Here is a 17713-nt window from a genome sequence, read left to right as displayed (position 1 = left end):
TGTAGCATACATATCAGGACTTTATTGAAATAATTTATATTTTTAATGTTGAACGATTTCTACTTTATTTTTTAGCTTTAATTCGCTTAAAACATTTAAAGCTTCAGAGATGTACATGTCTTTTGATAAGTTTTTATGCCATGCCATTCTTTTATCAGCTAAATCTTTATTGTCTTTAAATAATGATTGCTCATATTTTGGAGAAAAATAGGTAAGATTCGATTTGTAATCGAAAACAGATTTAAATTTGTCTGCTTCTTTTTCTTTTTCTTCACTTTCCTTATAAAACTTTTTATAGTTTAAAGAATAAGAATTTTCTTTTTGATTTTTTTTGAGCCATTTTGCGTATTTATTTACTAACTTAAAATTGGAATTAGAAGCAATTCTTTGTTTGCTACTATAAACAACATCTGCAAAATTAGCGTACGAATTTGTTTGAGAATACTTTGCTTGTGGCACTTTATCCCAAGCCAAAGCACCTTCTAAATCACGTTCACCTACTTTCATATAGCTATACCTGCTTGGCATTGCAATATCTGAATAAACGCCTTCTTTTTGGGTTGACCCGCCATTTACTCTATAGAATTTTTGGATAGTCATTTTTAAATATCCTAAATCCTCTTCGTAATTTGGATAGAATTGATTGATAGGTAAAATGTTTTGTACAGTTCCTTTTCCATACGTTTGATTTCCTCCTAAAATAACAGCTCTTTTATAATCTTGCATTGCAGCAGCAAAAATTTCTGAAGCGGAAGCAGAAAATTCATTCACTAAAATAACCAAAGAGCCTTCCCATTGAATTTGCGGATCTATATCATTTTTTATAATTGGATTTTCTCCTCTGTATTTTACTTGTACAATAGGGCCTTTATCAATAAATAATCCTGAAATTTCTATGGCAGTTTTTAAAGATCCACCACCATTATTTCTCAAATCAACGATTAAACCAGTAACGTTTTCCGCTTTCAACCGCTCAATTTCTTTTTCCATGTCTTTCGCTGAATCTCTAGAAGCTTGGTCTTGAAAATCAATATAAAAGCTTGGCAAATCTATGACTGCATATTTCTTACCGTTTTTCTCTACAATGCTAGATTTTACAAAGGTTTCATCTAATTGAACAACATCTCTTATAATTGATATTACCTTTATAGAACCATCTAGTTTTTTCTTGACCGTTAATCGCACTTCAGTTCCTTTTTTCCCTTTGATAAACTTTATGGCATCATCTAAACGCATGCCAACAATGTCTAGAGGTTCATTGACTCCCTGTGCAACTTTTAAAATAATATCACCGGCTTCTAAATCTCCTTGTTTCCAAGCAGGACCTCCAGAAACCAATTCAAAAATATGTGTATAAATTCCTTTTTTCTGCAAACGAGCTCCAATGCCTTCTAACTTCCCAGACATACTTTGATCAAAACGCTCCTTAGTTCTTGGAGCCATATAAGTGGTATGTGGATCAAACGCACCAACCACAGAGTTTAAGAAAGTAGAAAACCAATCTTCGTGCTCTAATTCTTCAATTCTAATGTACAATTCATCCATGTTTTTTAGAACTTCTGTTCTTGCTTCTTTTTCTAAAGTAGCAAGCGATTTCACTTTGAATTTTTTGTCTTTTTTTACTTTTTCTTTCTGAAGTTCTGCTTCTTCTTGAACTCTACCTAGTGTTTGTAATTTCAATTGTTTTCTCCAGTAATCAACTAATTCATTGTCGTTTTTTGCAAATGGAATTTCTTCATAATTTAAATCAATCGTTTCATTATTATTAAAGTTAAAAGGTTCTTCAAGTAAAGCTTCGTAATAAGATTTAGCATTCTTAATTTTAGTTAAGAATCGATTATACACCAATTTGTAAAAAGTTAAATCGTCTTGCAGTAATTGATTGTCAATTTCATATTTATATTGAGAGAATTCTTTAAGATCTTCTTGTGTAAAATAACGTTTACTAGGGTCTAAACCATCTATAAAAGAGTTGAAAACTTGTTCAGAAAAATCATCATTCATGTCTTTCACCACAAAATGACCTCGCGTTAAAATGTTTTTTAATACATAAATTAGCACCTTATCTTTTTCAGGATCAGCAACGTTATTTTTATTAGATGCATTTATTGCAAAACTGTTTACTAATAATGCCAGTGCTAAAAATACAATACTAAACTTAATTTTAATTTTCATAAATCTTTTTTCCTTTATTTTCTCTTTTATTTTTTTTTCTAGAACTAAAATAGTGCCAAATGTCTAAATTTTATTTCTTTTTTTTAAAAAAAATCTTTTGACGATTTTAAAAGCGACATTATTTTTTTATGGTTTTAAGTTTTTCTAATGCTCTCAAAAAAAAACACCTGTCGATAAATAATATACCATTACAATGTTACATAATTTTAGACCGTTCTATTCTTTACAAAATGTTAAAAAGAAAATCGTTTAAATAAATTACATTTGTATTTAAAACAACAAGGATGCAAGAAAAACCTTTAATTTTAATAACGAATGATGATGGAATTACGGCTCCTGGAATTAGAGCGCTCATCAAAATAATGAATAAAATTGGGGAAGTTGTTGTGGTTGCTCCTGACAGTCCACAAAGCGGAATGGGGCACGCAATTACGGTTGATAATGTATTAACTTGTAATCCTATTACGATTGATGACGGTCCACAGCTAGAATATACATGTTCGGGAACTCCTGCAGATTGTGTAAAAATGGCAATTAGTGAGATTCTGAATAAAAAACCAGATTTATGTGTTTCAGGCATAAACCATGGCGCAAATTCTTCTATAAATGTTATTTATTCAGGAACAATGAGTGCTGCTGTTGAAGCGGGAATAGAGGGGATTCCTGCCATTGGTTTTTCATTATTAGATTTTAAATGGCATGCAGATTTTAAACCTGCAGAAGAATTTGTTAAAAATATAACTTTAAATACCTTATTGAACGGTCTACCAGAAGGAATTGTTTTAAACGTAAACATTCCTAGTTTGCCAGCAGAGGAGATAAAAGGCACCAAAATTTGCAGGCAAGCAAATGGCGTTTGGAAAGAGAATTTTGACAAACGTAAGAGTCCATTTGGAAAAGAATATTATTGGCTTTCCGGCGAGTTTATTAATAAAGATAAAGGTCAAGATACAGACGTATATGCGTTAGAAAATGGATATGTTTCAATAGTTCCTGTTCAATTTGATATGACTGCGCATCATATGATTCAAAAATTAAACTCTTGGGAACTTTAAAAAAAAATATTCTTATTGGTTTTTTAATTTCTCTGTTTGCAACTGCAGCAGGAATTTTTTTCTACATAGAATATTTTTCCAAGTACAGTTTTAATGATACTTTAAAAATGATTGGTGAAGGAGATTTATATGGAAAAGTATTGTCGTTAGCCGCCATTCCTAATTTGTTTGTATTCTTTATTTTTATTAAAAAGAAACAAGATAGTAGAGCAAAAGGAGTTTTATTGGCGACAATTTTAATTGCGTTAACAACATTAATTTTAAAGTTTTTCTAAATGAAATATTACATTATTGCAGGGGAAGCTTCAGGAGATTTACATGGTGCTAATTTAATGAAGGCATTGTTTAAAGAAGATACAAATGCTGACATTCGGTTTTGGGGTGGTGATTTAATGCAAAAAGTTGGCGGAACTTTAGTTAGTCATTTTAAAGAAAGAGCTTTTATGGGCTTTTTCGAAGTATTAAAAAACCTCACAAAAGTACTAGGTTTTATTAAACTTTGTAAAGAAGATATTGCTCAATACCAGCCAGATGTAATTATTTTCATCGACAATTCTGGCTTTAATTTAAGGGTGGCTAAATGGGCAAAAAGGTATGGTTTTAAAACCAATTATTATATTTCACCTCAAGTATGGGCAAGCAGAGCAGGCAGAATTAAAGACATTAAAAGAGATGTTGATAAAATGTTTGTGATTCTTCCTTTTGAGCAAGCGTTTTATAAAAAACACGAGTATGAGGTGGCTTTTGTTGGGCATCCTTTAATTGATGCAATTGCTGATAGAAAGCAAGTTGATGCGCATCAATTTAGAACAGCACATAATCTAGGAGATAAGCGAATTATTGCTTTATTGCCAGGGAGTAGAAAGCAAGAAATTACAAAAATGTTGTCTGTAATGTTATCTTTAGTTACTGATTTTTCTGAATATAAATTTATAATTGCGGGTGCTCCAAGTCAAGATTTTTCTTTTTATCAGCAAATAATTGGTGATAGGAAAGTGAGTTTTATCAACAATAAAACATACGATTTATTAAGTATTGCTAACGCGGCAATAGTAGCTTCTGGCACTGCAACTTTAGAAACTGCTTTGTTTAAAGTGCCTCAAGTAGTTTGTTACAAGGGAGGAAATATTTCATATCAAATTGCAAAAAGAATTATCACATTAAAGTTTATTTCTTTGGTTAATTTAATCATGGATAGAGAAGTAGTGACGGAGTTAATCCAAAATGATTTTACAAAGGAAAATCTAAAAAGGGAGCTTTCTAAAATTTTAGACAAAGAGCATCGTGAAAAATTATTCTTATCATATTTTGAATTAGAGGAAAAACTAGGAGGAAAGGGCGCTTCAGAAAAAACAGCAAAATTGATTATTAAAAATTTAAAAGCATAATTTATCAATGAAAAAAGCGCTGTTTTTGTCAATTATTTTTGCTGTTATTTTGAGCTCTTGTTCATCATCTAAAATAGCAGGAACAAACAATAAAAAGAATGCTTCAAAAGCAGATAAAATTGTTAGAAATGCGCTGAAATTTAAAGGTGTAAAATATAAATTTGGAGGCACCACCAAGAGAGGAATGGATTGTTCTGGGGTAATTTATGTGGCTTTTGGAGACGAGAATTTTCAGTTGCCAAGAATCTCGAGAGATATAGCAAAAAGAGGCCATAAAATTTCTTTAAGTAAAACCCAAAAAGGCGATTTGTTGTTTTTTAAAACGAGCAATAGCAGAAGAAGTATTAACCATGTTGGTTTAATAATTTCTAAGAAAAAAGACCAAATTCGCTTTATTCATGCTACTAGTTCTAGAGGTGTCATTATTTCTTCATTATTAGAAAAATACTGGAAAAAAGCTTTTGTAAAAGCGACAAAAGTGCTTTAGTTTTTTCTAATAATAATTTTGTAACTTTATTTCGCTATGAAAAGGTTACTTAATTATTTACCCTTCCACTTTGTGGTACTCCTATCTTTAGGAATTTATTCGCAATTTTACGATCAATTTTGGAAAGTTGGATTTCTAAAAATAGTTATTTTAATTGCTATTCTTTTGATGTTTTTGGTGATTTTAAATCACAAGAAAATAAGTACTATTTTATCTTTTCTTTTGTTCTATTTGATAGGAGTCTCTGCGGTTTATTTTAATAACGATGTAAATTATAAAGACTACTATCAAAATTATGCAGAAAAGAATTCTATTATAGTTTTAAGAGTTGATAAAGTATTAAAATCTGGTCTTTTTAATGATAAATATGAAGTAGAAGTCATACAGATTGATAGCATAAAAACTAGAGGTAAGGTACTGTTAAATATACAAGAAGATAGTTTAGGAGAACTGCTAGATGTTGATGATTTGCTTTATGTGAAGTCAGTCTTTCAAAAAGTAAGTCCACCAATAAATCCACATCAATTTAACTACAAAGACTATTTAGCAAAACAAGGAATTCATCAACAGTTATTTTTAGAAAACAAGGAGTTTAAAAGAATCGGTTCACACGGTTTTTCTATACAAGGCCTTTCAGCAAAATTCAGAAACCATGTTCGAGAGTCACTGAATAATTATCAATTTAAATCAGATGAATTAGCGGTAATAAATGCGCTGTTGTTAGGGGAAAGAAAAGAAATTTCTAAACAATTAATTATCGATTATTCAAGAGCTGGAACCATTCATATTTTGGCAGTTTCTGGTTTGCATGTGGGTATTATTTTACTCATTTTAACGTGGTTTTTTAAACCTTTAGAAAGACTAAAAAGAGGAAAACAATTCAAAACACTTTTAGTGGTTTTATTTCTCTGGATGTTCGCCTTTGTTGCGGGGCTGTCGGCATCGGTTGTGAGAGCAGTTACTATGTTTACTTTTTTAGCAATCGGGTTGTCTTTTCAACGGAAGAATGTGGTTGAATTTTCGTTAATTTCATCCATGTTTTTCTTGTTGGTTTTAAAACCTATGTTTTTGTTTGATGTAGGTTTTCAATTAAGTTATTTGGCTGTTTTCGGTATTATTTGGGTACAACCTAAACTGTATAAAATTTACCAACCAAAACCTAAGATAGTTGATAAACTTTGGCAATTACTAACAGTTTCTTTTGCCGCTCAAGCCGGAATTTTACCATTGAGTTTGTACTATTTTCATCAATTTCCAAGTTTGTTTTGGTTGTCTAATTTAATTATAATTCCTTTTTTAGGAGGTATTTTAATTGGTGGAATTGTAATTATTTCTCTTGCATTATTTGGTTTTTTACCACAGCCTTTAGCAACTATTTACGGATTTGTAATTACTGAAATGAACAATTTTGTAAGTTGGGTTTCTCATCAAGAACAATTTTTATTGAAAGATATTTCATTTTCATTTTTGGTGATGATAGCTTCCTATCTTTTTATCATTTTTCTTATCCGTTTTCTGATTGATAAATCACCTAAAAAAATGATCTACTTTTTGATTTCAATACTTATAGTCCAAACTGTTTTTGTATTTGAAAGGCATCAAAAGAAAGTAAAATCTGAATTTATCATTTTTCAAAAAAGCAGAAGTTCTGTGATAGGAATTAGAGCAGGTGAGAAGCTTTTAGTGTATCATAATTTAGATAGTTTAGAAATTGAAAAGTCTAATTTAATGGCTTCCTATAGAATTGGACAAAATGTACAGCAGCACTTTAAAGCTTATAACTCTTCTATTTTTCAATTTGAGAAACAACATATTTTATTGGTAGATAGTTTGGGCGTTTATCAACTTAATAATTTGAAGAACCCTAGTGTAGTTTTGCAGTATTCACCTAAAATAAATATGGAAAGGTTGATAAAAACGATGCAACCGAAACTAATTATTGCTGATGGTAGCAATTATAAAAGTGATGTAAATAGATGGGAGATTATTTGTAATAAACAAAAAACTCCATTTTACTATACAGGTAAAAATGGAGCTTATGTTTTACGAATAAACAGAGATTAATCTGTTTTAAATACTGGTTTAAAAGTCTTGTAGTAAGCGTCAAATTTTTCTTGACTTTTTAATTCTTTATGCTCATCGTTTAAAAACATTTTAAGATAGAACTCTAATTGTTGTGGTCCATAAAAACCTTTTAAAGGAATTATAAAGTCACCTTCTTCATTTAAAAAAGCAATTGTAGGATACGCACTTATTCCAATATAATTTGCAAATCCGTGTGAGCTATTTCTTTTGTTGGCTTTTGTTTTATCATAATTAGGATTGCTATAAGCGTTTCCTTTATACTGTATGCTATCATTTCCTTCACCATTAAATTTAACGGCGTAATAATTTTTATTTACAAAAGCGACAACATCTTCGTTCTGGAAAGTTTTTTTGTCCAATAGCTTACAAGGGCCGCACCAATTGGTGTAAACATCCATCATTATTTTTTTAGGTTGCTTTTTCTGAAGCTCTAAAGCTTTGTTTAAAGAAATCCAATTGATTTCTTGTGCCTTTAGATGAATAGTAAAAGCGATGATTGATAGCGTAAAAATAATTTTTTTCATATTTTATTGATTGCAATTGATATGCCAAATATATAAATTATCGAATTCCATGCATTAGTTTTTTGATTAGTGGATTTAATACTAAAAAGATTAAACCGACTACTCCAGGAATAACAGTGAATATTAAAAAGAAATGAGACATCGAATATTTAGCAACTATCGTATCGATAGAACTTCCTACTAAACCAGCGATTAGGTTTCCTAAAAAGTTAACTAAATACCAAATACCAAACATCATCCCTATCTTTTTCGCTGGAACTAATTTTGATACATAAGATAACCCAACTGGCGACACACACAATTCTCCCATTGTGTGCAATAAATATGCCAAAACTAACCATATTAAACTTACAGAAGCTGTTTTAGCTCCTTGTTCAATACCACTAGATCCATAAGCTAAAGCTCCAAAACCAACTCCTAAAAGAATCATTCCAATTCCGAACTTGACAGCTGCAGAAGGATTGAATTTACTTTCCCACCATTTAGAAAATAATGGCGCTAAAAAGATGATAAATAATGAGTTTAAAATTAAAAACCAAGAAGCTTCAATTTCTGTGTTTTCTTGAGTAATAATTACATTAAGCTTCCAAATTACAATACCCCAGATACTTAAAAAACTAATTCCTAATACAATGTTTGATAAAGATATTTTTTTAAATGTTTGTCCAAATAACTTTAATAAAACCCAAGAAATAATAAGCAATGGAACTGTGGAAACTAATACATCTACAATTTTAAATATTAGCGCTGAGTTTCCGGTTAATGCCCTTTGAGTATAATCTCTTGCAAAAATATTCATAGAACCACTTGCTTGTTCAAAAGCAGCCCAAAAGAAAACTGTAAAAAAAGCCAAAATAGCAACCACAATATATCGATCTCTTTGAATATTTTCGGGAACTTGTTCTTCAGTGATTTCAGCATCAGTAATTGCATTAGAAATATCAGCTTTTTTAGAGGGAGTTACTCCAATACTTTCAAAGATTTCTCTACCAAACCAAAATTGTAAAGTTCCTAAAAACATAAAAATACCAGCTAAACCAAAGCCCCAAGAATAACTTAGGTTGCTTGCTAAAAATCCACATAAGAGAACACCTAGGAATCCACCAGCATTTACACCCATATAGAAAATAGTAAAAGCGCCGTCCTTACGTTCAGGATATTTATCATACAAACCACTAACGATAGAAGTAACATTCGGTTTAAACAATCCATTTCCTATAATTAGTAGACTTATACCAATATATAAAGTAATTTCTGTTTCTAAAGACATAGCAAGATGCCCAAATGTCATTGCCAAAGCACCTAGAGCCACAGCTTTTTGATACCCTAAGAATTTATCAGCAATAATACCCCCTATTAAAGGTGTTAAATAAACAGAACTAGTATAAATAGTTAGAAGACCAATGGCTCTTTCTCTGGTCCATTCCCAGCCACCATCAGAGAACGAAGCTGTTAAGAATAATACAAAAATGGCACGCATTCCATAATAAGAAAAACGTTCCCACATTTCTGTGAAAAACAAAACAAAAAGGGCAGGTTTATGATTTAATAAACTAAATTCTTTTGAAGTAACTGTTGTGCTCATAATAATTTTTTGAAAAAGTAAAAACCCTCATAAATTTCAATTTTTGAAGGTTTTAATGGTTTTTATTTTAGTTGTCTGCCAACTCGAAACCTTCTGTTTCGTCATGAATTATATGCTCATTGTCTTCAGCGCCATGCGTTAATTTCTCCAATCTCTTACGGAATAACATTACCACAAAACCAAAAATAACACACAAAATAGCAATTCCTGTGAAAATCACAAATTCACCTAAATTCTCAGAAGCTTCACCTAACCATCCTGCTATCTTATTACCAAAGCCTGTCATTGCAAAATAAACTCCCATCATCAAAGAGGCGTATTTTACAGGAGCTAGTTTTGTAATGTAAGATAAAGCAACTGGAGAAATACAGAGCTCACCAACTGTGTGGAACAAATACGCTAAAACTAACCAATACATAGCGGAAGCTCCATTGGTTTCATATTGTGCCGCAGCAGCCGTCATAAAAAAGAATCCTGTTCCCATGATAATTAGACCTAGTATCATTTTAAATAAGGATGTAGAAATTTTCCCCTTTAACTTTCTATTTGCCCAATATCCTGCCACTGTAGTTCCTAAAAATATAATAAACATCGCGTTTAAGGACTGAAACCAAGATGCTGGCACTTCATTCCCTATAAAAGGTAGAGAAAAAGATAAAACTCTATCAGTTTTATCTGATGCATAAAGATTCATCAAACCTCCAGCTTGTTCAAATGCTCCCCAAAATATAATAACCAATAGAAAAGAAAGTAATAAAACAACTACTCTATCTTTTTCTATTTTAGTTAAAGGTTTGTTCATTAGGTCTTTATCAGCTCTATTCTCTGATGCTCCAAGAAAGTTACCAACGCTTTTTAAGTATTTTTGTCCAAAAAGATATTGAATTAAACCTGCTGCCATTCCTATTCCGGCTAGTCCAAACCCATAATGCCACCCATAAACTTCTCCTACGGTACCAACGATTAAACTGGATAGAAATGCACCTACATTAATTCCAATATAAAAAATTGTAAAACCTTTGTCTCTTCTAATATCTCCTTGCTTGTATAACCCACCAACCATCGTAGAAATATTTGGCTTTAACAAGCCTACACCAGCAATAATTAGGCCTAATCCTGAATAAAACGCCCACATTTCTTCAATAGCCAAAACGCTATGTCCAGCAACTAAAAGTATTCCACCATAGAGTACAGATTTCTTTTGTCCAAGAAATTTATCTGCGATCCAGCCACCAGGAATAGAAGCAACATATACTAGCATAGTGTACGTTCCATATAAAGATAAGGCTTCACCATTGGTCCAGCCTAGCCCTGAGTTTTCACCTTGAGTTTTTGCTACCAAGTATAACACTAATATTGCTCGCATTCCGTAATAAGAAAAGCGTTCCCACATTTCTGTAAAAAATAAAACATATAAGCCTGCTGGATGCCCAAATAGCTCTTTTTGATGCGGTAATTTCATAGTAGTATCTGACATAAGTTTATCCTTTTATTTCTATTAATTTAGTTTACTTTTTATTTAAATTTTTTTGTATAAAATTTGTCATTTTAGTATACAAATTTAAGCGTGTGTTTTTTCCTATATATATTCCATGTGTTCTGTCTGGAACCATGAACATTTCAAATTGTTTGTTAGCTTCAATTAGAGAATTTATCATTCTATAGGAATTCTGTACATGTACATTGTCATCTCCTGTTCCATGCACTAATAAGTAATTCCCTTTTAATTTTTCGGCATAATTTACAGGCGAATTTTCATCATAACCTACCGGGTTTTCTTGAGGAGTTCTTAAAAATCGTTCTGTATAAACGGTATCATAAAAACGCCAAGAAGTTACGGGTGCAACAGCAATGGCGGTTGTAAAAATATCATTTCCTTTTAAAAGCGCATTGGTGCTCATATGACCGCCAAAACTCCAGCCCCAAATACCAATATTATTTTGATCAATGTAAGAATGTTCTGCTAATTTTTTGGCTGCAGCAATTTGATCTTCTGTTTCATATTTTACTAAATTTAAATACGTAGATTTCTTAAAGTCAGCGCCTTTAAAACCAGTTCCACGTCCGTCTACACAAACTATAATCATGCCTGTTTGTGCTAACATATTGTGCCAGTAATCATTGCTTGCATTCCATTTGTTTGCCACTTGTTGTGATCCTGGACCCGAGTATTGAAACATCAACATTGGATATTTTTTATTTTCATCAAAATTTGCAGGTTTCAACATCCACATATTCAAATCGTTTCCATTAATGTTAATCGTTGAAAACTCTTTAGGACTCATTTTATAGGCTGATAAATCTTCTTTTAATTGAGTGTTGTCCTTTATTACTTTTAACATTTCTCCTTCACCAGAAAATAAAGCATAGATTGGTGGAATTTCTGCAGATGAAAACGTATTGATAAAGTAGTTTAAGTTTTTGCTAAAAGCAGCAGTATTTTGACCATCTTTATTGCTCAATAACTTTTTCTTTTTGCCATCTATGCCAATAGCATAGACACCTCTATTTGTAGATCCATTTTCTACAGATTGATAGTAGATAGTATTTTTATTTTCGTTAAAGCCATAATACTGTGTTACCTCCCAGTTTCCTTTTGTAACTTGATTGATAAGTTTTCCTTTAAAATTATAATGATAAATATGATTAAATCCGTCTTTTTCACTTGTCCAAATAAAGCTATTGTCATTTAAAAAAGTAAGATTATTTGTGACATCGATATATGCTTTGTCAGTTTCATTGAACAACAAAGTGGCGTTCGCTTTTGAAGCGTTTACTTTGTGTAATTTTAAATTATTTTGATGACGATTTAAAGTAGTTGCAACTAAAATATTAGCATCATTAGACCATTTAATTCTTGGAATGTATTCATAATCACCCAATGCTACTTGTTTGGTGTTATTTGAAGAAACTGTATACATGTGCAACGTTACATTTGCATTTTTCTCCCCAGCTTTTGGGTATTTAAAAACTTGCTGCTTAGGATAGTTTCCGGTGCCAACCAAATCCATAGAAAAGGTAGGAACATTTGTTTCATCAAAGCGTAAATAAGCTAAATTTTTGCTGTCATTACTCCATTCAAAAGCTCTTACAAAACCAAATTCTTCTTCATAAACCCAATCAGTAATTCCGTTGATAATACTATTTATTTCACCATCTTTTGTCACTTTACTGATGGTATTTCTTTTAATATTTTTTATAAAAATATTATTATTCTTCGCAAAGGCAACTTTTTGATTGTCAGGAGAAAAAATAGGTTCTTGAATATTTTTTCCTATTAATGTGAGTTTTTTTGATCCAATATCATAAGCATAAAATGTTCCTTTAAAAGAACGTCTAAAGATTTTTTGAAAGTCAGTACCTAAGATAATTTTAGTTTCATCATTGTTAAAACTGTAAGAAGAAAAACTCTCTAAGTCTTTTAAATCATTGCTACTTACAATCGTTTCAACTTTTTCTAAAGTTTTATAGCTGTATTTATCTACAGTTGTTTCGTTTGTTTCCTTATCCGTATTTAATAAAGAATAAAAATTGCCATTCATAGAGTTTAACGCATTCATTCTTACCGGTGAAAACGTGTCATTCCAAATTTCTTCGAGTGTAATTTCTTTAGATCCTAATGTTAAATTTGAAGATTTTTCTGGAGTTTTATTACAACCTATTAAAAGTGTGATGACTGTTAAAAAGAGTATTTTTTTCATTTAAAACGTTAGATTTCATAAATGTTTGCCAAGTTTACGTAAAAATCTGCAAAAAATAGTTGTAAAAAGTAGAAATCTTGATTAATTCATATTTTTTGATTGGTTTAAATTATATTTGTTGTTGATAGTTTACAGATACATAAATGAGCAAACTTATTTCAGGATTTTCTAAGTTTAGTAAGGAAGAAAAAATAAATTGGTTAACCGAAAATTACTTTCAGAATGAAGCTGAAACAGTAAAAATTATTACCCAATATTGGAATAGTGACAAGGATTTACAGCAACTTCATGATGATTTCATAGAAAATACAATTTCTAATTTTTATATGCCTTATGGGGTTGCCCCCAATTTTATAATTAACGATAAGGAATATGCGATTCCTATGGTTGTAGAAGAAAGTTCAGTGGTAGCAGCTGCTTCGTTAGTTGCAAAATTTTGGAGTACAAGAGGAGGTTTTAAAACGACAGTTATTGGTACTGAAAAAATTGGTCAAGTACACTTTATGTTTTCTGGTGATAAAAGTGATTTAGAAAATTACTTCAATCAAAATAAAACAGAACTATTTGCCTCAACAGCTTCCATTACCAAAAATATGGAAAAGCGTGGAGGTGGAATTTTAGATATCCAATTAGTTGACAAAACAAATAAATTATCGAATTATTATCAATTGCACGTATCCTTTGAGACTAAAGATTCAATGGGAGCAAATTTTATAAATTCTTGTTTAGAAGCTATTGCAACAAAATTTGAAAAAGAGGACATAGAAATTGTAATGAGTATCCTTTCAAATTATATTCCAAAATGTTTAGTAAGAGCAGAGGTAAGTTGTAAGATTGATGATTTAGGGGGTAATAATCCTCAGAAGTTTGCAGAAAAATTTTATCAAGCAGTTAAAATTGCAGAAATAGAACCTTATCGGGCAGTGACACATAATAAAGGAATTATGAATGGAATTGACGCTGTTGTGTTAGCTACAGGTAATGATTTTAGAGCGATAGAAGCAGGTGCTCATGCATATGCTTCAAGATCTGGAGAATATACTAGCTTGTCTCATTGTGAAATTAAAAATGATATTTTTAAATTTTGGATAGAAATCCCATTAGCTATAGGAACTGTTGGTGGTTTAACGGCATTGCATCCAATGGCAAAATTATCTTTAGAAATGTTACAAAAACCATCTGCAAGAACCTTGATGCAAATTATGGCTTCAGCTGGTTTAGCGCAGAATTTTGCAGCTTTAAGAGCTTTAACAACAAAGGGAATTCAGCATGGACACATGAAAATGCATTTGCAAAATATTTTAAATCAGTTTGAAGCAAATGAAGAAGAAAAAGAAATTGTTACGGCTTATTTTGATAAAAGAACAGTTACGCATTCTGCTGTGGTCGAAAAAATAAATGCCTTAAGAAAGCCTCAAATTAATTGGGTTAATTTTTTAGATGAAGATTTTGTAAGAGTTCAATTATCAAAATTAAATAAAAATACCAAACCTATTTTTGGGAGCATGAATGCCCAACAAATGATAGAACATTTAAGTGATGTAACTCAGATTGCAAACGGAAATTGGAACGTGGATGTTTTTGTCTCAGATACAAAGGCCGCTCGTAGAAAACCATTTTTAGAGACAAAAAACGAATTGCAAATAGGTTTTAAAGCTTCTTTTTTAGCAGAAGAGCCTGATAAATTAAAATTTAGTTCTATTAAGGAATCAATTAATGATTTAATAAAGCAGATAGAAATATTTACCACCGTTTTTATGGAAGATAAAAATAGAACAGTAGTTCACCCGTTTTTTGGTGAGTTAGATTTTGAGTATTGGAAGAAGTTTCAAGTAAAACATTTTACACATCATTTTAAACAATTTAATTTGGTGTAAACTAAATTTCAAAATAAGAAAATGAAAAACTTTTATTCCAACGGGAAGCTTTTGTTAACAGGAGAATACCTCGTTTTAGACGGTGCAAAATCGTTGGCTGTCCCTACTAAATTTGGTCAAGATTTAAGTGTTGAAAAAATTAAAGAAACACAGCTAATTTGGGGAAGTTTTGCACACACAGGAGAATGTTGGTTTGAAGCTATTTTTGATTTGCAGAAGTTACGTTTAGTAAGTTGCACATTTAATTCTGATACAGAGGGAAATGCAGATTTTATAGCAGAAACACTTTTAGAAATATTAAAAGAAGCCAGAAACTTAAATCCTGAATTTTTGAATTCTGAAAGTGGATTTGTTGTAAAAACCAAACTGACTTTTCCCAGAAATTGGGGCTTAGGAAGTTCGTCAACGTTAATAAATTCGATTGCCTCTTGGGCAAAAGTAGATGCTTTTAAATTACTTTGGAATTCCTTTAATGGAAGTGGTTACGATATTGCTTGTGCTCAAAATGATATGTCAATTTTTTATGAAATAAAGGATGAAAAACCAATGGTTGAACAAGTATCGTTTAATCCAATTTTTAAAGAAAATTTGTTTTTTGTGCATCTAAATGAAAAGCAAGATTCTAAAGAAGGAATTGCGAAGTTTAGGGAAAGTAATCAGGATATTGAAAAAGAAATTAAAATGATTTCAGCTATTTCTGATGCGTTTTTAAAGGTAGAATTAATAGAAGATTTTGATAGGTTAATTATAGAGCATGAAAGAATTATCAGTTCAATTATCAAGGTAAAACCTGTAAAAGAAAAATTATTTTCGGATTATTTTGGAGAAATAAAAAGTTTAGGAGCATGGGGAGGAGATTTTGTTTTAGCAACAGGGAATTCAGCGACACCTGCTTATTTTAAAAATAAAGGATTTGAAACAATTCTTACATATTCAGAAATGGTTTTATGAGTAAAGTAATAATTATTGGAGGTGGAGCAGCAGGATATTTTACAGCAATAAATGCAAAAGAAAATAATCCCGAATTAGATATTACTATCCTAGAAAAAGGGAAAGATGTTTTACAAAAAGTAAAAATTTCTGGAGGCGGAAGATGTAATGTAACCCATGCGTGTTTTGAGCCAAAAGAATTAGTGAAATTTTATCCAAGAGGAGAAAAAGAATTACTTGGTCCTTTTCATCAATTTATGACGGGAGATACTTTTGAGTGGTTTGATGATAGAGGAGTGCCTTTAAAAATTGAAGATGATAGTCGTGTTTTTCCGGAAGCAAATACTAGTCAAGCAATTATAGATTGTTTTCAAAAAGCTGTTGATAAATTAAAGATTAAAGTGTTAACAAATCATGGAGTGAATTCTGTGTTTCAGCAAGAAAGCAAATGGATTGTTAATACGAAAGAACAAATTTTTGAAGCTGATAAATTAGTAATTGCAGCAGGAAGTTCTAAAAAAGTATGGGAGTTGTGTGAAAGCTTAGATCATGGGATTATACCACCGGTGCCTTCTTTATTTACGTTTAATATTAACGATAAGAGATTGTTAGATCTACTAGGTACTGCCGTTCCGAATGCAACCGTAAAAATTGTAAACACAAAATTAGAAGCTTCAGGTCCTTTATTAATTACCCATTGGGGAATGAGTGGTCCCGCAGTTTTAAAACTTTCAGCTTTTGGGGCAAGAATTTTAGCAGATAAAAATTATCAATACAATGTAGAAGTAAACTGGTTATCTAGACCAAAGGATAAAGTATTGAATGTTCTTCTAAATTTAAAAAAGAAAGAACCTCGTAAAACCGTAATTTTAAAGTCGCCATTTGCAGAAGTTTCTAAAAGATTGTGGGAACGTTTTGTAGTCGCATCTGGCATTAAACCAACTCAAAACTGGGCAGATTTAAATAATTCTCAATTAGAAAATTTAGCAAATCAACTTACAAAAGGTGTCTTTAATGCAAATGGAAGAACTACTTTTAAAGATGAATTTGTAACTGCTGGCGGAATTGATTTAAAAGAAATTAATTTTAAACGTTTTGAAAGCAAGAAACATGCAAACCTCTTTTTTGTGGGTGAAGTGTTAAATATTGACGCAGTTACTGGTGGTTTTAATTTTCAAAATGCTTGGACGGGTGGTTATATTTGTGCAAATGCATTGGCACAAGACTAAAAATTTAAATTAATTTTATTAACGAGGTTCCTAAAAGTTTAAAATAAATTATGGCATTAACAGCATCAAATGAGTTTCCTTTAGGAAGAAAAGCGCCAGACTTTCTTTTGTTGAATACAGTTGATAACACAGCGCTTTCTTTGAGCGAGGCAAAAGGCGAAAAAGGAACTGTTATTATGTTTATTTGTAATCATTGTCCGTTTGTAATTCATGTAAATGATGAATTGGTGAAAATGGCAAATGAGTACCAAGAAAAGGGTGTTAATTTTATTGCAATAAGTTCTAATGATATTGAAAATTATCCGGAAGATGCTCCAGATCTAATGAAGCAACTGGCTAAAGATGTAAACTATCCTTTTCCTTATTTGTATGATGAAACTCAGGAAGTAGCAAAAAAGTATGCTGCTGCTTGTACTCCAGATATCTATGTGTTTGATGAAGGTTTAAAAGCCGTTTATCACGGTCAAATAGACAATTCAAGACCTGGAAACGGAAAACCTGTTACGGGAAATGATTTACGAGATTCTTTAAATAATTTAATAGAAAATAGAGCTGTTATAGAAAATCAAAAACCAAGCATGGGTTGCGGTATAAAGTGGCGGTTATAGTTTTTGACGTTCAGGTCGACAGTAAAAACTAAAATTTTAAAGGAGAGATAAGATTTTTTTTTAATCATT

Annotated in this window: 13 protein-coding genes and 1 pseudogene; 9 read left to right on the top strand and 5 right to left on the bottom strand. The window is 31.1% G+C overall.

From position 1 onward, the window contains the following. Window positions 1–42: 42 nt before the first annotated feature. Complete coding sequence (locus tag ATE90_RS10175; protein WP_036787522.1) at window positions 43–2175, bottom strand: carboxy terminal-processing peptidase; 2133 nt, start codon at window positions 2173–2175, stop codon at window positions 43–45. Window positions 2176–2459: 284 nt separating this feature from the next. On the opposite strand from ATE90_RS10175, the gene surE reads away from it, so the two are divergent. From surE to ATE90_RS10150, 5 genes are read left to right on the top strand one after another with little or no spacing between them, the layout of a single operon-like run. Continuing rightward, window positions 2460–3230 carry a 5'/3'-nucleotidase SurE gene (surE, locus tag ATE90_RS10170; RefSeq protein ID WP_036787520.1) on the top strand — a complete coding sequence of 257 codons (771 nt, stop codon included), beginning with the start codon at window positions 2460–2462 and terminating at the stop codon, window positions 3228–3230. Next, window positions 3218–3505, top strand: coding sequence for a hypothetical protein (locus tag ATE90_RS10165; protein ID WP_036787518.1), 288 nt, complete (start codon window positions 3218–3220; stop codon window positions 3503–3505). Before surE ends, ATE90_RS10165 begins: the two co-directional genes overlap by 13 nt. Then, on the top strand, window positions 3506–4618 hold the full coding sequence (gene lpxB / locus ATE90_RS10160; RefSeq protein WP_036787516.1) for a lipid-A-disaccharide synthase: 1113 nt from the start codon (window positions 3506–3508) through the stop codon (window positions 4616–4618). A 25-nt stretch (window positions 4619–4643) separates the two neighbouring features. After that, window positions 4644–5105 (top strand): C40 family peptidase, encoded by a 462-nt coding sequence (locus tag ATE90_RS10155; protein WP_235317754.1) that lies wholly within the window; start codon window positions 4644–4646, stop codon window positions 5103–5105. Window positions 5106–5141: 36 nt separating this feature from the next. Next, a complete protein-coding gene (locus tag ATE90_RS10150; RefSeq protein ID WP_101451361.1) occupies window positions 5142–7169 on the top strand; it encodes a ComEC/Rec2 family competence protein in 2028 nt (675 codons plus the stop codon). Here the strand turns inward: ATE90_RS10150 and ATE90_RS10145 are convergent. The 4 genes from ATE90_RS10145 to ATE90_RS10130 form a co-directional block, all read right to left on the bottom strand. Beyond that, window positions 7166–7714 carry a thioredoxin family protein gene (locus ATE90_RS10145; protein ID WP_036787510.1) on the bottom strand — a complete coding sequence of 183 codons (549 nt, stop codon included), beginning with the start codon at window positions 7712–7714 and terminating at the stop codon, window positions 7166–7168. The two genes, ATE90_RS10150 and ATE90_RS10145, sit on opposite strands and share 4 nt — an antisense overlap. Window positions 7715–7751: 37 nt before the next feature. Continuing rightward, window positions 7752–9299, bottom strand: coding sequence for a peptide MFS transporter (locus ATE90_RS10140; RefSeq protein ID WP_101451360.1), 1548 nt, complete (start codon window positions 9297–9299; stop codon window positions 7752–7754). 67 nt (window positions 9300–9366) lie between these two features. Next, the gene (locus tag ATE90_RS10135; RefSeq protein ID WP_036787506.1) at window positions 9367–10776 is read right to left on the bottom strand and encodes a peptide MFS transporter; all 1410 of its coding nucleotides are present in this window, start codon (window positions 10774–10776) and stop codon (window positions 9367–9369) included. Window positions 10777–10807: 31 nt separating this feature from the next. Next, window positions 10808–13000 carry a S9 family peptidase gene (locus ATE90_RS10130; RefSeq protein WP_101451359.1) on the bottom strand — a complete coding sequence of 731 codons (2193 nt, stop codon included), beginning with the start codon at window positions 12998–13000 and terminating at the stop codon, window positions 10808–10810. Window positions 13001–13143: 143 nt separating this feature from the next. Between ATE90_RS10130 and ATE90_RS10125 the strand changes: the two are divergent. From ATE90_RS10125 to ATE90_RS10110, 4 genes and pseudogenes are all read left to right on the top strand, one after another. Next, a pseudogene (locus ATE90_RS10125) lies at window positions 13144–14412 on the top strand (hydroxymethylglutaryl-CoA reductase, degradative); the annotation flags it as partial. Window positions 14413–14898: 486 nt separating this feature from the next. Then, window positions 14899–15828, top strand: a complete 930-nt coding sequence (locus ATE90_RS10120) for a GYDIA family GHMP kinase (RefSeq protein WP_101451358.1) — start codon at window positions 14899–14901, stop codon at window positions 15826–15828. After that, the gene (locus ATE90_RS10115) at window positions 15825–17036 is read left to right on the top strand and encodes an NAD(P)/FAD-dependent oxidoreductase (protein ID WP_036787495.1); all 1212 of its coding nucleotides are present in this window, start codon (window positions 15825–15827) and stop codon (window positions 17034–17036) included. The genes ATE90_RS10120 and ATE90_RS10115 overlap by 4 nt, the downstream gene beginning before the upstream one ends. A 50-nt stretch (window positions 17037–17086) precedes the next feature. Further along, the gene (locus tag ATE90_RS10110; protein WP_036787492.1) at window positions 17087–17644 is read left to right on the top strand and encodes a thioredoxin family protein; all 558 of its coding nucleotides are present in this window, start codon (window positions 17087–17089) and stop codon (window positions 17642–17644) included. Window positions 17645–17713: the final 69 nt, after the last annotated feature.

The organism is Polaribacter sp. Hel1_33_96, assembly GCF_002846595.1.
Classification (GTDB): Bacteria; Bacteroidota; Bacteroidia; order Flavobacteriales; family Flavobacteriaceae; genus Polaribacter.
Note: the sequence above shows the minus strand (reverse complement) of the source record. Positions and strands in the feature narration are given on the sequence as shown.

What these genes read in the sequence shown, in the direction of transcription:
- ATE90_RS10140 (WP_101451360.1), bottom strand. Translation starts at nt 9,299, where the DNA reads ATGAGCACAACAGTTACTTCAAAAGAATTTAGTTTATTAAATCATAAA.
- ATE90_RS10120 (WP_101451358.1), top strand. Translation starts at nt 14,899, where the DNA reads ATGAAAAACTTTTATTCCAACGGGAAGCTTTTGTTAACAGGAGAATAC.
- surE (WP_036787520.1), top strand. Translation starts at nt 2,460, where the DNA reads ATGCAAGAAAAACCTTTAATTTTAATAACGAATGATGATGGAATTACG.
- ATE90_RS10175 (WP_036787522.1), bottom strand. Translation starts at nt 2,175, where the DNA reads ATGAAAATTAAAATTAAGTTTAGTATTGTATTTTTAGCACTGGCATTA.
- ATE90_RS10135 (WP_036787506.1), bottom strand. Translation starts at nt 10,776, where the DNA reads ATGTCAGATACTACTATGAAATTACCGCATCAAAAAGAGCTATTTGGG.
- ATE90_RS10145 (WP_036787510.1), bottom strand. Translation starts at nt 7,714, where the DNA reads ATGAAAAAAATTATTTTTACGCTATCAATCATCGCTTTTACTATTCAT.
- ATE90_RS10110 (WP_036787492.1), top strand. Translation starts at nt 17,087, where the DNA reads ATGGCATTAACAGCATCAAATGAGTTTCCTTTAGGAAGAAAAGCGCCA.
- ATE90_RS10115 (WP_036787495.1), top strand. Translation starts at nt 15,825, where the DNA reads ATGAGTAAAGTAATAATTATTGGAGGTGGAGCAGCAGGATATTTTACA.
- lpxB (WP_036787516.1), top strand. Translation starts at nt 3,506, where the DNA reads ATGAAATATTACATTATTGCAGGGGAAGCTTCAGGAGATTTACATGGT.
- ATE90_RS10130 (WP_101451359.1), bottom strand. Translation starts at nt 13,000, where the DNA reads ATGAAAAAAATACTCTTTTTAACAGTCATCACACTTTTAATAGGTTGT.
- ATE90_RS10150 (WP_101451361.1), top strand. Translation starts at nt 5,142, where the DNA reads ATGAAAAGGTTACTTAATTATTTACCCTTCCACTTTGTGGTACTCCTA.